This window comes from Ideonella dechloratans, from assembly GCF_021049305.1.
Taxonomy (GTDB): Bacteria; Pseudomonadota; Gammaproteobacteria; order Burkholderiales; family Burkholderiaceae_C; genus Ideonella; species Ideonella dechloratans.
The window spans coordinates 487,301-504,481 of the sequence record NZ_CP088082.1 but is presented as its reverse complement, the minus strand read 5'-3'; the positions used below and the strand labels follow the sequence as shown (position 1 = coordinate 504,481).

The 17,181-nt window shown below is 67.0% G+C and carries 15 protein-coding genes; 8 read left to right on the top strand and 7 right to left on the bottom strand.

Annotation, left to right across the window (positions count from 1 at the left end; genetic code table 11):
• Position 1: 1 nt before the first annotated feature.
• From LRM40_RS20275 to LRM40_RS20255, 5 genes are all read right to left on the bottom strand, one after another.
• On the bottom strand, positions 2-616 hold the full coding sequence (locus tag LRM40_RS20275) for a nucleotidyltransferase family protein (RefSeq protein WP_151123322.1): 615 nt from the start codon (positions 614-616) through the stop codon (positions 2-4).
• Positions 617-624: 8 nt separating this feature from the next.
• A complete protein-coding gene (locus LRM40_RS20270; protein WP_151123321.1) occupies positions 625-2,916 on the bottom strand; it encodes a xanthine dehydrogenase family protein molybdopterin-binding subunit in 2,292 nt (763 codons plus the stop codon).
• A complete protein-coding gene (locus LRM40_RS20265; protein WP_151123320.1) occupies positions 2,916-3,383 on the bottom strand; it encodes a (2Fe-2S)-binding protein in 468 nt (155 codons plus the stop codon). The genes LRM40_RS20270 and LRM40_RS20265 overlap by 1 nt, the downstream gene beginning before the upstream one ends.
• Positions 3,380-4,399 carry an XdhC family protein gene (locus LRM40_RS20260; protein WP_151123319.1) on the bottom strand — a complete coding sequence of 340 codons (1,020 nt, stop codon included), beginning with the start codon at positions 4,397-4,399 and terminating at the stop codon, positions 3,380-3,382. Before LRM40_RS20260 ends, LRM40_RS20265 begins: the two co-directional genes overlap by 4 nt.
• Before the next feature lie 130 nt (positions 4,400-4,529).
• Entirely contained in the window at positions 4,530-5,489 is a 960-nt protein-coding gene (locus tag LRM40_RS20255; protein ID WP_151123318.1) for a LysR family transcriptional regulator, read from the bottom strand.
• A 155-nt stretch (positions 5,490-5,644) separates the two neighbouring features.
• Here LRM40_RS20255 and LRM40_RS20250 point away from each other — a divergent pair, with 155 nt between their 5' ends.
• Both LRM40_RS20250 and LRM40_RS20245 read left to right on the top strand, forming a co-directional pair.
• Entirely contained in the window at positions 5,645-6,055 is a 411-nt protein-coding gene (locus LRM40_RS20250; RefSeq protein ID WP_151123317.1) for an MFS transporter, read from the top strand.
• Positions 6,056-6,067: 12 nt separating this feature from the next.
• Positions 6,068-6,508 (top strand): (R)-mandelonitrile lyase, encoded by a 441-nt coding sequence (locus tag LRM40_RS20245; RefSeq protein ID WP_151123316.1) that lies wholly within the window; start codon positions 6,068-6,070, stop codon positions 6,506-6,508.
• 13 nt (positions 6,509-6,521) lie between these two features.
• Here LRM40_RS20245 and LRM40_RS20240 read toward each other — a convergent pair whose 3' ends face one another.
• On the bottom strand, positions 6,522-7,289 hold the full coding sequence (locus LRM40_RS20240) for an SDR family oxidoreductase (protein WP_151123315.1): 768 nt from the start codon (positions 7,287-7,289) through the stop codon (positions 6,522-6,524).
• Between the two features lie 199 nt (positions 7,290-7,488).
• Here LRM40_RS20240 and LRM40_RS20235 point away from each other — a divergent pair, with 199 nt between their 5' ends.
• The 6 genes from LRM40_RS20235 to amrS all read left to right on the top strand — a co-directional run bounded on the left by LRM40_RS20235 (position 7,489) and on the right by amrS (position 16,178).
• A complete protein-coding gene (locus tag LRM40_RS20235; RefSeq protein ID WP_151123314.1) occupies positions 7,489-8,406 on the top strand; it encodes a LysR family transcriptional regulator in 918 nt (305 codons plus the stop codon).
• A gap of 248 nt (positions 8,407-8,654) precedes the next feature.
• Positions 8,655-12,350 carry an SIR2 family NAD-dependent protein deacylase gene (locus LRM40_RS20230; protein ID WP_151123313.1) on the top strand — a complete coding sequence of 1,232 codons (3,696 nt, stop codon included), beginning with the start codon at positions 8,655-8,657 and terminating at the stop codon, positions 12,348-12,350.
• 267 nt (positions 12,351-12,617) lie between these two features.
• Positions 12,618-13,055 (top strand): hypothetical protein, encoded by a 438-nt coding sequence (locus LRM40_RS20225; protein WP_151123312.1) that lies wholly within the window; start codon positions 12,618-12,620, stop codon positions 13,053-13,055.
• Between the two features lie 171 nt (positions 13,056-13,226).
• Complete coding sequence (locus LRM40_RS20220) at positions 13,227-13,577, top strand: hypothetical protein (RefSeq protein ID WP_151123311.1); 351 nt, start codon at positions 13,227-13,229, stop codon at positions 13,575-13,577.
• A gap of 108 nt (positions 13,578-13,685) precedes the next feature.
• Complete coding sequence (gene amrB, locus LRM40_RS20215; protein ID WP_151123310.1) at positions 13,686-15,080, top strand: AmmeMemoRadiSam system protein B; 1,395 nt, start codon at positions 13,686-13,688, stop codon at positions 15,078-15,080.
• 18 nt (positions 15,081-15,098) lie between these two features.
• Positions 15,099-16,178, top strand: coding sequence for an AmmeMemoRadiSam system radical SAM enzyme (gene amrS / locus LRM40_RS20210; protein WP_151123309.1), 1,080 nt, complete (start codon positions 15,099-15,101; stop codon positions 16,176-16,178).
• 34 nt (positions 16,179-16,212) lie between these two features.
• Here amrS and LRM40_RS20205 read toward each other — a convergent pair whose 3' ends face one another.
• Positions 16,213-17,067 (bottom strand): sulfite exporter TauE/SafE family protein, encoded by an 855-nt coding sequence (locus tag LRM40_RS20205; protein WP_151123308.1) that lies wholly within the window; start codon positions 17,065-17,067, stop codon positions 16,213-16,215.
• Positions 17,068-17,181: the final 114 nt, after the last annotated feature.

The following is a 17,181-nucleotide window of genomic DNA, read 5'->3' as shown; positions in this document are numbered from 1 at the left end:
GTCAGCTCCCGGGCGCGGTCAAGTCGGCCAGATCCTGCGGCGTGTCCACATCCAGCAGGCAGCCCGGGTCGTCCACGTCGATGCGCGTGATCTGCCCGGCCTGCCGACGCAGCAGGGCCCGGGCGCCCTCGTCGCCGCCCAGGTGGGCCAGCTGGGGCCCCCAGTGCCGGCCAAAGCCCACCGGATGCCCCCGGCGCCCCTGGTGAAAGGGCGCCGCCAGCGCGTCGTCGTGGGCCAGCGCCGACGCCACCCGGCGCACCGTGGCCTCGGCCACGCAGGGCATGTCACCCAGGGCGACCACCCAGCCCGGGGCCTGGGCGTGGGCCTGAACGGCCGCCGCCAGCGCCGCGCCCATGCCTTCCACCGCCGCCGCGCTGCTCAGCAGCGCGATGCCGGTGCCCGCCAGGGCGGACTGCAGCGCCTGCTGGCCGGGCCGCAGCACCGCCACCGCCCGGCCCAGTGGACCCAGTGCGGCCACCAGCGTGCGGGCGCTGGCCACCGCCACCGGCGTGCCATCGGCCAGCGGCGCCAGCAGCTTGTCCCCCCCGAAGCGCCGGCCGAAGCCCGCGCACAGCAGGATGCCGACCGGGCCTCGCTGCGCGCCAGGGCTCTGCATGGCCGCGCTCAGGCCATCTTCGTCAGCTGATCCCGCACCGGCAGCTGCCGGATGCGCCGCCCGGTGGCCGCGAAGATGGCATTGCACAGGGCCGGCGCCACCGGCGGCAGCGGCGGCTCGCCCACGCCGCCGGGCGGCAGGGCCGTGTCGTTGTTGACCAGGTGGGTGCGGATGGTGCGTGGCGACTGGGCGTGGCGCAGCACCTCGTAGTCGTGGAAGTTGCTCTGCTTGACGTGGCCGTTCTCGAAGCTGATCTCGCCGGTCAGCGCCAGGCCAATGCCCATCACCGCCGCACCTTCCATCTGCGCACGGATGCGCTCGGGGTTGATCTGCGGGCCGCAGTCGATGCCCATGTCCACCGCCACGATCTGCAGCGCGCCCTTGGCGTCCACCGCCACCTCCACCACCGTGGCGGTGTAGCTCATGAAGCTGTACGCGAAGGCCAGGCCCAGGCCGTGGCCCTTGGGCAGCTTGCGGCCCCAGCGGGCGCCCTGCGTCACCGCCTCGATCACGCCGCGCAGGCGCCCGGTGTCCACCGGGTAGCGCTCGGGCGATTCGCCGTAGTTCCAGTGGTCGCCCAGTGCGGCTGGTGCGATCTGGCGCGGCGGGCCGATCAGCTCCAGCGCGTAGTCCTTCGGGTCGCGGCCGGCGCGGTGGGCCAGTTCGCTCAGGAAGCATTGCACCGCAAAGGCGTGCGGGATGTTGGACACCGAGCGGAACCAGCCGATGCGGGCCATGGCCTCGGCCTCGCCCACCTCGATGCGCACGTTCGGAATGGCATAGGGCACGTTGATGGCCGTCATGCCGATCTCGAACTCGGCCTCGGTCTTCACACCCGGGGCGAACAGCGAGGCGATGGACGGCGCCACCGAGCGGTGCAGCCAGGTCTCGGGCCGGCCATCGGGGCGCAGCACCGCCTCCAGCCGCTCCACCGACACGGTGTGCAGGTAGTCGTGGCGGATGTCGTCGTCGCGCGTCCACACCACCTTCACCGGCGTGCCGGGCATGGTCTTGGCGATCAGCGCCGCCTCCACCACGTAGTCGGGCTTGGACTTGCGGCCGAAGCCGCCGCCCAGCAGCGCCTGGTGCACCGTCACCTGCTCGGGCTTCAGGCCCAGCGCGCCGGCCACGCCTTCCACCGCGGCCTGCGGGGCCTGGCAGGAGGTCCAGACCTCGCAGCGCCCTTCGGTCACCAGGGCCGTGGCGGCCGGCGGCTCCATGCTGGCGTGGGCCAGGTGCGGCAGGTAGTACTCGGCCACCAGCTTCTGCGCCGGCGCGGCCTGGGCCAGCGAGGCCAGTGCGTCGCCGTCGCTGCGCACCGCCTTGCCCGGCGCGCGGGCGCTGGCCTCCAGGGCCTGGCGGTAGCGGGCGGAGTCGTAGGCGCCGTTGGGGCCGTCGTCCCAGCCGATCTTCAGCGCCGCGCGGCCCTGCATCGCCGCCCAGGTGTTGCGGGCCACCACGGCCACGCCGCCCAGGGGCTGGAAGGCCGGCACGCCCTTGAACGGCGGGATGTCGACGATCTTCTGTACCCCGGCCACCTGCAGCGCCGCGGCGCTGTCCACCGCCTTGACCTTGCCGCCCACCACCGGCGGGCGGGCCACCACGGCATACACCATGCCGGGCAGGTGAATGTCCTGGCCATAGACGGCGCGGCCCTGGCCGATGTCCGCCAGGTCCACCGGCCGCACCTGGCCCTTGCCGATGTAGCGGAACTCGGCCGTGGTCTTCAGGCGCAGGGCGCTGCCGGCCGGCACCGGCTGGCGGGCCGCCGCCTCGGCCAGCGCGCCATAGCCCAGGCGGCGGCCGCTGGCGCTGTGCAGCACCTCGTGGCGCGCGGCCTTCACCTCGCCCACCGGCACGCCCCACTGGGCGGCAGCGGCGGCCTCCAGCATCTGCCGGGCGGCAGCGCCCACGCGGCGCATGGGCTGGTAGAAGTGGCGGATGCTGCGCGAGCCGTCGGTGTTCTGGTTGCCGTAGCGGGCCTCGTCGGCATCGGCCTGCACCACCTTGACCTGGGCCCAGTCGGCTTCCAGCTCGTCGGCCACCACCATGGGCAGGCTGGTGCGCGCCCCGGTGCCCATCTCGGCCCGGTGGGCGATGATCTGCACTCGGCCATCCGCCCCGATGCTGACGAAGACCCGCGGGTCGTCCACCGTGCCGCCGGGCATGGCGTCGCCACCGTACTTCTTGGCTTCGGTGGCGGCGTGCACCACGCCGTCCAGCCCCACCGACAGCACCAGGCCGCCGCCGGCGGCCTTCAGCAGCGCGCGGCGCGAAAGTGTCAGGTTGGCGGTGTTCATCACTTCGCTCCTTGAAGACGGCTGGCCGCCAGCTGGATGGCCGCACGGATGCGGGGATAGGTGCCGCAGCGGCAGATGTTGCCGTTCATCGCCTCGTCGATCTGGCGCTCCGAGGGCTTGGGCTGCTGCTTGAGCAGGGCCACCGCCGACATGATCTGACCGGCCTGGCAGTAGCCGCACTGGGCCACGCCCAGCTCCACCCAGGCCTGCTGCACCACGCGGCCCACGCGGTCGTCGGCCATGGCGTCGATGGTGCTGACCGCCTGGTCACCCACCGCGGCGATGGGCGTCACGCAGGCGCGCGTGGGCCGGCCGTCGATGTGCACGGTGCAGGCGCCGCACAAGGCCATGCCGCAGCCGAACTTGGTGCCGGTCATGCCCAGCTCGTCGCGCAGCACCCACAGCAGCGGGGTTTCGGGCGGGGTGTCCACCGCCACGGGGCGGCCGTTGATCTTCAGGGTGGTCATGGGTGCGTCACCGCTTGAGTGGAAGGTTGTGAGGGGGCAGAAGAAGGCGCAGAGGCCGGGGCCACACCGTTCTTGGTGGCCACCACCTCCGCCAGGATGGACAGGGCGATCTCGGCCGGCGTCTTGCTGCCGATGGGCAGGCCGGCCGGGCCGCGCAGGCGGTCGAGCTGGGCGTCGCTCAGGTCGAAGTGCTCGCGCAGGCGCTGGCGCCGGGTGGCGCTGTTGCGCCGCGAGCCGATGGCGCCGACGTAGAAGGCCTCGGTCTGCAGCGCGTCGATCAGGGCCAGGTCATCCAGCTTGGGGTCGTGGCTGACGGCCACCACCGCGGTGCGGCGGTCCGGCCGCAGGCGCTGCACCAGGTCGTCGGGCATCTCGCGGCTGAAGCCGATGCCGGGCTCGGCCCAGTCGGCCTGCTCGGGCCGCGGGTCGCACACGGTCACGTCAAAGCCCATGCCGCGCGCCATGCCGGCCAGGTAGCGCGACAGATCCCCCGCCCCGATCAGCAGCAGCCGCGCCTGCGGCCCCAGCTGGCTGACGAAGTGGTGTTCATCCGCCCAATGGGGCACGGCGTCATGCGCGCCGGGCGCCAGCGTGACGGCCCCGCTGCGCAGGTCCAGCGTGCGCTGCAGGCTCTGGCGCCGTTCCAGCGCGGCCAGGGTCTCGGCCAGGCGGCTGTGGGTCGACAGGGGCTCCAACATCAGCTCCAGCGTGCCGCCGCAGGGCAGGCCGAAACGGTGGGCCTGCTCGGTCGTCACACCGTAGCGCACCAGGCGCGGGCGGTCGGTGGCAGCGTCCAGGCCGATGTCGCCCTGGCGCAGGCGGTGCACCAGGTCGTCCTCCACGCAGCCGCCGGAGACCGAACCGACCGTGAGGCCGTCCTCGCGCAGTGCCATCAGCGAGCCCGGCGGCCGGGGCGACGAGCCCCAGGTGCGGGCCACGGTGACCAGCAGCACGCGCTGCCCCTGGGCCTGCCATTGCAGGCTCTGGCGCAGCACCTGTGCGTCCAAAGGTTCCATGGTCTGCGTCCTTCCCTGTGCGTTCATGTGGCCCTGGCCACCCAGCGTCGGGCGGCAGGAAGGCGGAACGTTAAGGCGCCAGGCTGGCCCTGTGTAGTCGGGTCAGACCTCTAGACCCCATGAGGCCGACTCATGAATTCGTCAGGACTTTCCTGCTGCGCGTGCTGCCCTTGACCGGCGCCTCGCCCAGGGCCGGGCGGCGGTAGCGCAGCGCCTCCACCACCAGCTGCAGCGCGCGCGAGGACTGGCGCCGACTGGGGTAGTACAGGTGCAGGCCGGGGAAGGCCGGGCACCAGTCCTCCATCACCCGCACCAGGTTGCCCTGGGCCACATGCGGAGCCACCAGATCGTCGGGCACGAAGGCCAGACCCAGGCCCGACAGCGCGGCGTTGACCATCTGGTACACGCCGTTGAACACCACCTGGCCGGACACCCGGGCCTGCAGCTTCTGCCGGCCCTTTTCCAGCTCCCACGCATAGAGCCCGCCCTTGGTGGGCAGGCGCAGCGTGATGCACTGCTGGCTCGTCAGGTCCTGCGGGGTGCGCGGCACCGGGTGGCGGGTGAAGTAGGCCGGGCTGGCCACCATGGCCATCTGCATCGGCGCGTCCACCGGCACGGCGATCATGTCCTTCTCCACCTGGTCGCCATGGCGCACGCCGATGTCGAAGCCATCGGCCACGATGTCGGTCAGCCGGTAGTCCACGCTGACCTCCACCTGGATGTCCGGGTACTGCAGCAGCAGCGGCGCCAGGCGCGGCCAGATGACATGGTCCACCGCGAAGTCGATGGCGGTGATGCGCACCGTGCCGGCGGGCTGGTCGCGCATCTCCTTCAGGGCCCGCAGCTCGGCCTCGATCTCGTCCAGCCGCGGCCCCACCGTCTGCAGCAGGCGCTCGCCCGCCTCCGTGGGCGCCACGCTGCGCGTGGTGCGGGTGAGCAGGCGCAGGCCCATGCGCGCTTCCATGGCCCGCAGCGTGTGGCTGAGCGCCGATTGGGACACGCCCAGCTTGGCAGCGGCCCGGGTGAAGCTGCGCTCGCGCGCCACCGCCAGAAAGGCCATCAGGTCGCCGATGTCGTTGTCCCTTGCCACTGATGATCCTCCCTCATGAGTAGAGCCGGATTGTTTCATCCGGGCCCCACCCACGCACGCAGCAGGGCTGATGCGAACTCATGAATCCAATCGATAAGGGCAAGCAAGATTGATGAGCTAGTCAGCATCAATGCTCCTGCCAACAATGGCACCCCATGGCTTCCACCGCGCTGTCGCCCTCTTCATCGGCCCTGCCCGACACTCCCCCGGCCCACTGGGGCGCCGTGCTGGCTTTGTCGCTGGGCGGCTTCGCGCTGCTGACCAGCCTGCTCGTGGCGCCGCTCACCACGGGGTGGAACCGCAAGACCCTGTTGATCGGGCTGACGGGGCTGATGGTCGTCTCCGGCACGGTGGTGGCGCTGGCGCCGAGCGCCGGCGTGTTCATGGCCGGCCGTGCGCTGATCGGCGTGGCCATCGGCGGCTTCTGGTCCATGTCGGGCGCCACCGCCGTGCTGCTGGTGCTGTGGGGCCTCGTCGGCGCCGCGGCAGCCGTGCTGGTGCTGGCGTCACTGCTGGCGGCGCAGGCCGGGCGCGCGCCCGCCCCATCCCCCCGCTCTCTTCACTGACAGGAGTTCCTCATGGACACCCTTTCCGCCCCCCCGGCCGCCGAGCCCGCGACCGTTCAGGTCATTCCCGTGGGCAGCCAGGCTTCCTACCCCGGCCCGGCCGACTGGTTCACCGGCACGGTCCGCGTGGACCCGCTGTTCGCGGCCGCCCCGCCAGCCCGCACCTCCGGCGGCCTGGTCACCTTCGAGCCCGGCGCCCGAACGGCTTGGCACACCCACCCGCTGGGGCAGACGCTCATCGTCACCGCGGGCCGCGGCCGGGTGCAGCAATGGGGCGGGCCGGTGCAGGACATCCGCCCCGGCGACGTGGTCACCATTCCTCCGGGGGTGAAGCACTGGCATGGCGCGGCCCCTGCCACCGCCATGAGCCACATTGCCCTGCAGGAAGCGCTGGACGGCCAGGTGGTGACTTGGCTGGAGCCGGTGGCGCCGGACCAAGACAGCGCGCGCTGACCCGCGCACACCCTCAGGTGCGCGTGATGGACAGCCCGCCATCCACCAGCGACGCCGTGCCCGTCACGAAGGACGCATCGTCCGAGGCCAGGTAGAGCACCGAGCGGGCGATCTCTTCGGGCTGGGCCACGCGCTTGAGGGCGTGCAGGCCGGTGATGAAGGTCTGCGCCTCGGCGCTGTCGTTCTTGCTGCGGTACATGTCGGTGTCCACCGCGCCGGGCAGCACGGCATTCACCCGCACCTGCTGCGGGCCATATTCGGCCGCCAGCGCCTGGGTCAGGCCGATCAGGCCCGACTTGCTGGCCGCATAGGCCGTGGTGCCCGGAAAGGCCACCGTGTAGCCCACGAAGGTGGAGGTGAAGATGACCGAGCCGCCGCCGTTCTTCAGCATCTGCGCGATCTGGTGCTTGGCGCCCAGGAAGGCGCCGGTGAGGTTGATGGCCAGCGTGTCGGCCCAGCCGGCTTCGGACACCTCGATGCTGGGCCCGCCCTCGCCCAGCGTGCCGGCGTTGTTGAAGGCCACGTCCAGCCGGCCGTAGCGCTGCACGGCCAGCGCCACCAGCGCCTGGGCGTAGGCCTCGGAGCGCACATCGCCCGCCAGCGCCACCGCGCTGCCGCCGGCAGCGGCAATCTCGGCCACCAGTTCATCCAGCTCGGCGGCGCGGCGCGCGCCCACCACCACCCGGGCCCCTTCGGCCGCAAACAGGCGCGCCGTGGCCCGCCCAATGCCGGAACTGGCGCCCGTCACCAGGGCCACCTTGCCGTTCAGTCTTCCGCTCATGCTGTTCTCCTTCGTCTGACAGTTGCAGACCGTTGGGTTGCGCCTTCAATGGCGATGACGCAGTCTGTTCCTGCAGCAACCGCGAGAGAAGCCAGCCAGCCGCGGATCAACTTTCCGCAAAAGCAGAACAATCCGACCGAGCGCCGTCCGTAAACTGCCAGCCACCGGGCCACCCCAGCGCCCGCCGGAAGGGCCCGCCATGCTCAAGCTCGAGGACATTGCCAGCTTCGTCGCCGTGGCGGAGGTGGGCTCCATCAGCGCCGCCGCGCGGCGCGGGGGCTGGTCCAAATCGGTCGTCAGCAGCCGGCTGGCCGCGCTGGAAGAAGACCTGGGCGCCCGCCTCTTCCACCGCACCACCCGGCGCCTGAGCCTGACCGAGGACGGCGCCGCCTTTCTGGTGCGGGCGCGGCGCCTGGTGCAGGACGTGGACGAGGCCGTGGCCGACATGGCCGAGCGCCGCGGCGAGCTGGCCGGGCCCATGCGGCTGTCCGCCCCCGTCACCTTCGGGCGAACGCACCTGGGGCCGGCGCTCTACCCCTTTCTGGCCCGCCACCCCGCCATTGCGCTGACGCTGGAACTGGACGACCGCCGGGTGGACGCCATGGCCGAAGGCTTCGACGCCGTCATCCGCCACGGCCGCATCGAAGACTCCCGCCTGGTGGCCTGGACGCTGGCGCGCGGCCGGCGCAGGCTGGTGGCGTCGCCCGACTACCTGGCCCGCCACGGCGAGCCCCAGAGCCCGGCCGACCTGACCGGCCACCGCGCCATCTATTACCTGAACCGCGGCATTGCCGACTGGCGCTTTGAAGGTGAAGGCGAGGAGCCCACCGACTTCGTGCGCCCACCCGCGGCCCTGCGCGTGAACAACGGCGACATGATGCGCGACGCCGCCCTGGCCGGCCTGGGGTTGGCCATGCTGCCCAGCTTCATCGTGGGCCAGGACATCCGCGCCGGCACGCTGAAGGTGGTGGACATCGGCCTGCAGGCGGCGCCGGAATATCTGTACGTGGCCCACCCCGAAGGGCGCAAGGTGTCCGCCAAGCTGCGCGCGCTGGTGGATTGGCTGCGCACGGCGTTTGGGGATCCGCCTTATTGGGAGGTGGGGGAGGAGGGGTGATGGGGCTCGGCCACTGGGGAATGACTGTTCGGTCAACAACAGCTGCCTTTCAGTGGACTACCACCGCCCGTCGATCAGGAACCATGCAGGACCACCTGAACAGAAAGAGTTTTCGGTCATCCCCGCTAGTGGCAAACTCTGTAAGCCCCAAAATGTGTGGAATCGTCCGATTTCGCAACCATGCGACGCCGTGAGCCTCCTTCACCTAATCCGCGCGGCAGGTTCATTCTTGATGATCATTGGGACATATGACTACCAAACAACTCATCTCACCGAGCCAGTTGCCGGACTATCCGCAACTCAAGAAGCTTGCTTCTGCCCTGCATCGCCTAGACGCAAGCCATCACGGTGCCGCAATCATGGTGGGCGCAGGATTCAGCCGTTCGGCGGCTGTGCACGTTGGTGGAAGCAAGCGAATGCCGTTGTGGAACCAATTCACGAAGCGACTTGTTGAGAAGCTCTATCCGGGACGAGACGTAAGCTTCGTAGACCCACTACGCGTTGCGGAGGAGTTCCGGGCGTACTTCGGTCAGTCAGTCCTGAACGACCAAATCCGGTTCGAGATTGAGGACGACGCTTGGAAAAACGGGCCTCTCTATCAGTCGCTACTGAGCCTCCCTTGGACTGACGTATTGACGACGAATTGGGACACGCTTCTAGAAAGAGCAGCAGCGGAACTCAACAGCCCTTACTACACGACCGTCACGAAGTGCACTGACCTGGCGTGGGCGCCCTCGCCACGAATCGTCAAACTCCATGGAACGATTGGCGTTACCGATAAATTTATCGCCGCTCAGGAGGACTATCGGAGATACCCTATCACGTTCGCACCGTTTGTGAACCTGACTAGGCAGGTTTTCATCGAAAACGAGTTGTGTCTCCTGGGGTTCTCGGGCGACGATCCGAACTTCCTAGCGTGGGCGGGCTGGGTCAGAGATCATCTTGCGGATCATGCGCGAAAGATCTATCTCGTCGGAGCACTAGATCTTCCTGCTGCACGCCGAACCCAACTCGAATCTATGAACGTCGCGCCAATTGATTTAGGTCCGCTTGTCACTGACGTTCCGGATGTAGATCTCAAGCATGAAATCGCCACTAGATTGTTCTTGACTGCTCTGCACGACGAACTCAAGTCCCATATCAATCCGCGGGACTGGCGCCCGACGCCGACTTCAGAAGAGGCAACCACAAGCATCGAGGAAATTCGGCTTCAACACACTCCGGATAGAGGCGCAGCAAGACTAGTGGCACAACTCGCTCAGTTAAAAGCCACGCGTGAGTCCTACCCGGGCTGGCTGGTCTGCCCGCCTTCGATTCGTTGGAAGCTTGCGAACCAAGTGACAAACCCTTGGCCAACGAAGGCAATGCTTGACGCGCTGAAGCCCGAAGACCGGTCAAGAATCCTTTATGAGCTTTGCTGGCGAAAGACCATAGCGTTCGAGCCAATGGAGTTATGGTTCGCTGAAATGCTTGAATCGATTGCTGATCCAGCTATTCCCACTTCCATCTCTGTGCGGCAACAGCTTGAGATAGCGCTCGCACTGCTGAACCACTGTCGTTGGCTTTCTGCCCATACTGAAGACGAACGGCAGGCGAAAGATCAGATTACTCAAAAGCTGATCATGACGATCTCGTCGTTCGGTGAATACCTACCAGATTCTGCTGCGGAGGTAGCCTATCACCAGGCCCTCGTATGTAGAGACAAACTCGACTATGCAGGCCTATCTGAGCTTGTTGAAAAGGTCACAGGCGAAGATCCAGTCTGGAAGTTGCGCAAAGCCGCGCTTCTTTCGGAGCTTGGACGCGCTGATGAGATGTCAGAACTGGTGGCTCGTGCCTATGGCGAGCTGCTAAGGTCTCATCGAAGCGATCGACGTTCTATTCCAATTTTATCTCGACTGGTCTGGGCACATTGGCTTTTGCGCTTCGTCCAAGCGCTGAAGTTCGCCGAGAGCAAGGAAGAGCTACCTTCATTTGTCGAGCAGAACTACAGGCACTGGAAATGCGACCCATGGGATTATATAGACCATATTCGCGAGAAGCTGCAAGAGCGATTCGAGAAGCATATCGACCAGCAAGTAGCCATAGAGCCGCTCTTCGCTCAAGGACACTACCGTCAGGTACAAAGTAGCGGCTATATAGAGGGGAAATCCGAGGAGCTGCTCCTTATCGATGGGCTAACGCGCGTCGTCGGCATTCCTTTGAGACTAGGCAGCACACCGGACGTCAATCTCTTATCCGACGACATTAAGAGAGTTGTCCTTACCGGCGGCACCGGAGACGAGCTGATTGACGGCGCCTGGGCGATTCGCGCGGCAAGCACGGAGAGTTCTGATTCTGTAAAAGACTATTTTACGCGAGTCGGCGTCGCAAAGGCAAAACTTGATGTGGTGGTTTTCCTTGCTCAACGGGTGCGTGCTGCGATTGAGTATTGGCAGACAGCCCAGCAGCAAGGCACTGCTGATCAACGACACAAATCCATTTCAATGCTCAGGGTTCTATATGAGGTACTCAGCAGACTCGTTGTTCGCATGCCTCCCGAAGCAGCTACGGAGATTTTTATATTTACTGCCGCATCTGCACAAAAACCTGGTTTGCAGCATCCTTGGACCTCTGAGAGCTTTACGCACCTTGCCGTTAATTCGCTGAATAGCATCCCCCCAGATCAGCGCGCGAGGCTTCTTCCTGAGGCCCTGGAGTTTCCATTGACCTGCGAGCTGGCCGGCGAGCGCCACCACGACTGGGCTAACCCGCTGATGATGATCAATCAACTAGATGAGCGAAGCACCTACCCGTCATTGGACGCTCGCATCGCTGAACTCATCCGGCGGAGCGGAACTTCTGTCGGACGATTGCGTTTGGACCCCTTGCTTCGACTTCTGAGGATCTGTGCGAAGCCGGGGTTCTTGACCCAAGCTGAAAGTGCGAATTTGGCGATAGCTCTGTGGGGCGCTACCCCCGACTTTTCGAGTGTGCCGGATACGGGCTTGCTGCCCCACACCTTCCTAGATCTGCCCAGTCAAGACCCGTCCCGCGTTGAAGAGTTGGTACGACGAGATCTCTTCGACATGGATCCTGAAGTCCTTGGGAACACACAGCGAGAGTTTCGCAGTTTTCCCTCGCCGGAAATGCAGCGCGCGATTGATTGGTGCGATGGCATCAACGGCGCCGCATTATCGAAGCGGCATCGACTGCTGCCGACGCCTGCCCAAGCACTCAAGATCTTTCATGCGATGACGGCTTGGCGCCCTAGCGCGAAACAAGATCGATTCTTTGGTGGACATCAGGACCGAGAACTTACGATGGCAATTGGCAGGGCGCTTTCCAATTCGGTTGTTCCCGCATTACGAAAGCCCCAAAGAAGCCGAGCCAGATTCGATGCTTTGCGAAAGCTGTACTCTGAGGTCGATGGCGCCGCATCAGTATTACCCGGATTCCCTGCCTTCGTGCACCTTGGTATGGAGGTGGTCACCGCAACTTCTGATATCTTGCGAAATGCGATTCATGGCCGCGACCATGTAAGTTCAACCTACGCGGCAATCGCGATCGAAAGGTGGGCCGAATCGACGAAGCCAGGAAGCGTGCCGGCTCTGGATAGATTAATTTCGTCCGTATTGGCAATCATTGAATCTGAGATGCCGACAGCCCTGCACCAGTTGATCTTGTTAGCCAATAAACTCGCGATATCAAACAGGTTGTCCGACTATCAACTGCTTGCCTTGAAGGACAGGCTTCCGTCGGTATTTGAGTCCGTAGCCTACGAAAAAATTCCGCCTCGCGCCGAGGTGATGGTGAATGCATCAACCATTCGCTCCGCGTGCGTCGTTCTAGCCAGAACGCTTCTGATGCATTTCCGAGATGAAACCGGATTGCTTGAAATTATCAACTTGGCAAGTAAAGACTCTCTTCCAGAGGTGAGATTTGCGGAGCTGGAAAAAATTTGACAAACACAACCCCATAGAGCACACATTCCTGTGTGCAAAGATATACATATCTTCGGCGTGACCTCGGGGTCGAATGGTCGTGCTGCCGTCCGGTAGCTAGCCCCAATCGGGCTCAACGAATGTCGGGACTGGGGCGGAACCTGAATTCACCAAAGGCCGATGCGGTAATTTCCGAACTTGGCTTCGTAACCACATAGGGCGCCCCAAACCACGCCACCCCCTGGCCTGCTCAGCACTACGCGCACAGTTGGATGCACACTCCCGGCGATGAACAACACCCCATCCGCACGCCCCACCTGGTTCATCGCCGCCGCCGTGATCCTGTTGCTGTGGGCGCTGGCCGGGGTCGCATCGTTCGCAGCCCACGTCTTCGTCGGCGAAGAGATGGCCGCCAAGCAGGGCGAGTGGGACTTGGCCTACTTCCGCGCGTTGCCCGTCTGGTTTGCCTGGGACTATGCGCTGGCCACGCTGGCCGCCCTGGCAGGCGCGGTCGCACTGTTGATGCGGTCCCGGTTCGCCGTGCCGCTGTACGTACTGTCGCTGGTCGGCGTGGTGATTCAGTTCGGCTACGTGTTCGCGGGCACGGACCTGCTGGCCCACAAGGGCGCGGCGGCCACGGCGCCGTTCCCGCTGTTCATCGCGCTGATGGGTGTTGTGCAGGTCGTCCTGGCACGCATGGCGGCCCAGCGCGGCTGGGTGGGTTGAGCGCGTCGAGAGAACCGGCAGGTCAGCCACGTCATGGCAACTGAAATTCATCAGACCGTCGGCGTCGAGGTTGGCGTGCTGGTCGCCACGCTCAGCCGGTCGGGTTCCCAGCCGCGGTGAAGATGACCCTCTCCCGCCCGTTGGTCGGGCTTCAGCCCTGAGCCCTCCGGCATGCGGAAACAAGGCGGCATTTCCTTCGGCGAGCGCGCCACCTCGGCGTGCATCGGCGCCCTCTTTGGCGCGCTCATCGGCGCAGCGCTGGTCTGGCTGTGGGGCGTTTACTCACAGACCTTGGGCCCAGGGCACGGCGTGGCCCATCCTGTCCACTGGGTGCTCAGCGCGGCAGCCGCACTAGCCGCCTATGGCCTTGTGCGCGGATCGCACGTCGGTTCGCTCGTTGGTGACATCCTTTCCGGCCTCTTTGAATTCGAGCGGCAGGACAGAGAGATCGACATTCCGATCTGGCTGGCGGTGTTCTTCTGGGCCTGCGTGGTGGCCGCGGTCGTGTGGTGGTTGGGCTGAGCGGCCGCTTGCAGCCGGTTGCTCTTTTGCGCCCCGTTCCTGACGGGCGGGCTTGAATTTCACCGCCGATAGGATCATCTTGCAGGCAGATCCGCCAGGAGGTCTGCCATGCCCGTCACCGCCCACCGCCCTGCCGCCGTCGCCGGCCGTTTCTACCCGGCGGCGCCGGCCCTGCTGCGGGCCGAGCTGCAGGGCTATCTGGACGCGGTGCCGGCCACGCCGCCGGGCTCGCGCCCGCCCAAGCTGCTGGTGGTGCCGCATGCGGGCACGGTGTACTCGGGCCCCATTGCCGCGCACGCCTACGCCCGGCTGCGGCCCTGGCGGGATCAGATCCACCGCGTGGTGCTGCTGGGGCCCACCCACCGGGTGGCGGTGCAGGGCCTGGCCGCGCCCACGGTGGCGGTGTTCGACACGCCGCTGGGCCCGGTGCCGCTGGACGACGCGGCCCTGGCCACGCTGGACGCCCTGCCCCAGGTCAGCCGCAACGACCGCGTGCACGCGCAGGAACATGCGCTGGAGGTGCAGCTGCCCTTTCTGCAGCTGGTGCTGGACGACTTCAGCCTGGTGCCGCTGGCGGTGGGCGACGCCGCGCCCGAGGCCGTGGCCCAGGTGCTGGAGAGGGTGTGGGGCGGGGACGACACGCTGATCGTCATCAGCTCCGACCTGTCGCACTACCTGCCTTATGCGCAGGCCCGGGTGATGGACGCCCGCACGGTGGCCCAGGTGCTGGAAGAGCGCAGCAACCTGGACCCGCACGATGCCTGCGGCGCCATGCCGCTCAACGGCGCCATGCTCTGCGCCCGCCGCCACGGGCTGCGGCCGCATCTGCTGGACCTGCGCAATTCCGGCGACACGGCCGGGGACCGCGAGCGCGTGGTGGGCTACGCGGCCTTCAGCTTCGACGCGCCGGCCCCGTTGCCGCCGGAAAAGGCGAGGAAGGCTGAAGACCCTGCAGACGCCGGCCTGGGCCTGGCCCTGCTGGCCCGGGCGCGAAACAGCATTGCCGCGGCACTGGGCCTGCCGCTGCAGCCCGAGCCGCCCTGCCCCGCGCTGGCAGCGCCGGGCGCCACCTTCGTCACGCTGCAGCACCAGGGGCAGCTGCGCGGCTGCATCGGCCGGCTGGAGGCGGGCCACCGCTCGCTGGACGAGGACGTGCGGCACAACGCCTTCCAGGCGGCTTTTGAAGACCCGCGCTTTGCGCCGCTCACCGCGGCCGAATGGCCGGGCCTGTCGGTGGAGGTGTCGGTGCTGAGCCCGCCGGTGCCCTTCCCGGTGCGGGACGAGGCCGATGCCTGCGCCCGCCTGCAGCCGGGGGTGGACGGCCTGATCCTGGCCTGGCGGGGCCGGCGCGCCACCTTCCTGCCGCAGGTGTGGCAGCAGTTGCCCGAGCCCATCGACTTTCTGAGCGCCCTGAAGCGCAAGGCCGGCCTGCCGGAGGACTTCTGGGCCGACGACCTGACGCTGGCCCGCTACCAGGTACAGGCCTTTGAAGCAGGCGTTTGAAGAACAGGAGGCCACACGATGAGCACCGACCACCCCGCCCGTTGGTGGCACCTGCTGGATGACGGCCGCATGCAGTGCGACCTGTGCCCGCGCGACTGCAAGCTGCATGCAGGCCAGCGCGGCCTGTGCTTTGTGCGCCAGCGCGTGGGCGACGCGATGGTGCTGAGCACCTACGGCCGCAGCTCGGGCTTCTGCATCGACCCGATCGAGAAGAAGCCGCTCAACCACTTTCTGCCGGGCAGCAGCGTGTTCAGCTTTGGCACGGCGGGCTGCAACCTGGCCTGCAAGTTCTGCCAGAACTGGGACATCTCCAAGAGCCGCGAGATGGACCGGCTGATGGACCAGGCCAGCCCGGCGCAGATCGCCCAGGTGGCGCACGACACCGGCTGCGCCAGCGTGGCCTTCACCTACAACGACCCGGTGATCTTTGCCGAGTACGCGATGGACACCGCCGACGCCTGCCACGCCCTGGGCGTGAAGACGGTGGCGGTGACGGCCGGCTACATCCACGCCGAGCCGCGGCGGGAGTTCTTCGCCAAGATGGACGCGGCCAACATCGACCTCAAGGCCTTCACCGAGAACTTCTACTTCCAGCAGACCGGCGCCCACCTGGCCCCGGTGCTGGAGACGCTGGCCTATGTGCATCACGAGACCGACTGCTGGCTGGAGCTGACCACGCTGCTGATCCCCGGCCTGAACGACAGCGACGCCGAGCTGCAGGCCCTGAGCGGCTGGGTGGCCCGCGAGCTGGGGCCGGACGTGCCGCTGCACTTCAGCGCCTTCCACCCGGACTACAAGCTCAGCGACATTGCCGGCACGCCCACGGCCACGCTGCAGCGCGCCCGGCGCATTGCGCGCGACCACGGCCTGCACCACGTCTACACCGGCAATGTGCACGACCCGGAGGGTGGCACCACCTTCTGCAGCGGCTGCGGCGCAGCGCTGATCGTGCGGGACTGGCACGAGATCCTGCAGTACGAACTGACGCCCGAGGGCCGCTGCCCGCACTGCGCCACCGCGCTGGCCGGGCGCTTTGCCCGCCAGGCCCCCAGCGGCCGCGGCCGGCGCCGGGTGCCGGTGCGGGTGGCCATGGCTTGAGCAAGTCTGCGTGGCTGCCGGTGCCCTCTGGCACTCACCGATGGCGAAACGTCTTGATCGCCGAGATCAGCAAGATCACGCCCAGCAGCAGCATGAGCCAGCGGGTGGGCACGCTGCCCAACAACATGCCGCCCAACGCGGCACCCAGCACCGAGCCGCCAGCCATCCAGCTGAGCAGGGGCCTCTCAGCCCTCAGCACGGAGAAGGCGCCCGAGCGGCTGTAGCGGCTGAAGCCCACCACCATGGTGGGCAGGCTCACCGCCAGGGACAGACTGCCCGCGAGCTTGATGTCCGCGCCGAAGAGCAACACGATGGTCGGGATCAGCAGTTCCCCACCGGCCACCCCCAGGACGGCGGCCACCACGCCAATGCCAAAGCCGGCCACCACGCCCGCCACCGTCCGTGCCATGCCGGCCTGGACCAGCGGCGTGGCGACCTGATGCAGGCCCACGGTGGCCTCCGCCAGGATCAGGAAGGACAAGCCGCACAGCAGCGCCAGGATGATCCTGTTGAGCCAGGCCCTGGGCATGGTCATGGCGTGGCCAGCGGCCCACCATGCGCCCACGAGACTGCCTGCCAGCAGATTGGCGGCGATGCCGAGGTGATCCCACAGCAGCCCGAACGGAATGGCCTGTGCGCGGAACAGCAGCGCAGCCGTCACGACCACCAGGCTCATGGCCTTGTTGAGAATGATGGCTTCCAGGGTAGGCAAGCGAAACAGCCCCACCAGGAGGGGCAACCTGAACTCGGCGCCCCCCAGCCCGATCAAGCCCCCCAGCGTCCCGATGGCCGTGCCACTCACGAAGCCGTGAAGCGATCTCCTTCCGGTGGGCGTGACGGTTTGGGGACCGGATCCCGGATCTGGTGACGGTGAGGAAACTGAGGTCATCTCTGCTCCGAAGCTGTGGGCCTGGACCGCGGCGTGATTGTTGAGAATGCGACACCGATATGTTTTCGACGACATATCGAACCGCGTGCAGCAAGGATTGGTCCTGCAGCAGCA

Bases quoted from the DNA above. Each gene is read 5' to 3' on its own strand.
- amrS (WP_151123309.1), top strand. From the start codon at position 15,099: ATGAGCACCGACCACCCCGCCCGTTGGTGGCACCTGCTGGATGACGGC.
- LRM40_RS20220 (WP_151123311.1), top strand. From the start codon at position 13,227: ATGCGGAAACAAGGCGGCATTTCCTTCGGCGAGCGCGCCACCTCGGCG.
- LRM40_RS20230 (WP_151123313.1), top strand. From the start codon at position 8,655: ATGACTACCAAACAACTCATCTCACCGAGCCAGTTGCCGGACTATCCG.
- LRM40_RS20265 (WP_151123320.1), bottom strand. From the start codon at position 3,383: ATGACCACCCTGAAGATCAACGGCCGCCCCGTGGCGGTGGACACCCCG.
- LRM40_RS20235 (WP_151123314.1), top strand. From the start codon at position 7,489: ATGCTCAAGCTCGAGGACATTGCCAGCTTCGTCGCCGTGGCGGAGGTG.
- LRM40_RS20245 (WP_151123316.1), top strand. From the start codon at position 6,068: ATGGACACCCTTTCCGCCCCCCCGGCCGCCGAGCCCGCGACCGTTCAG.
- LRM40_RS20225 (WP_151123312.1), top strand. From the start codon at position 12,618: ATGAACAACACCCCATCCGCACGCCCCACCTGGTTCATCGCCGCCGCC.
- LRM40_RS20270 (WP_151123321.1), bottom strand. From the start codon at position 2,916: ATGAACACCGCCAACCTGACACTTTCGCGCCGCGCGCTGCTGAAGGCC.
- LRM40_RS20240 (WP_151123315.1), bottom strand. From the start codon at position 7,289: ATGAGCGGAAGACTGAACGGCAAGGTGGCCCTGGTGACGGGCGCCAGT.
- amrB (WP_151123310.1), top strand. From the start codon at position 13,686: ATGCCCGTCACCGCCCACCGCCCTGCCGCCGTCGCCGGCCGTTTCTAC.
- LRM40_RS20250 (WP_151123317.1), top strand. From the start codon at position 5,645: ATGGCTTCCACCGCGCTGTCGCCCTCTTCATCGGCCCTGCCCGACACT.
- LRM40_RS20275 (WP_151123322.1), bottom strand. From the start codon at position 616: ATGCAGAGCCCTGGCGCGCAGCGAGGCCCGGTCGGCATCCTGCTGTGC.
- LRM40_RS20205 (WP_151123308.1), bottom strand. From the start codon at position 17,067: ATGACCTCAGTTTCCTCACCGTCACCAGATCCGGGATCCGGTCCCCAA.
- LRM40_RS20260 (WP_151123319.1), bottom strand. From the start codon at position 4,399: ATGGAACCTTTGGACGCACAGGTGCTGCGCCAGAGCCTGCAATGGCAG.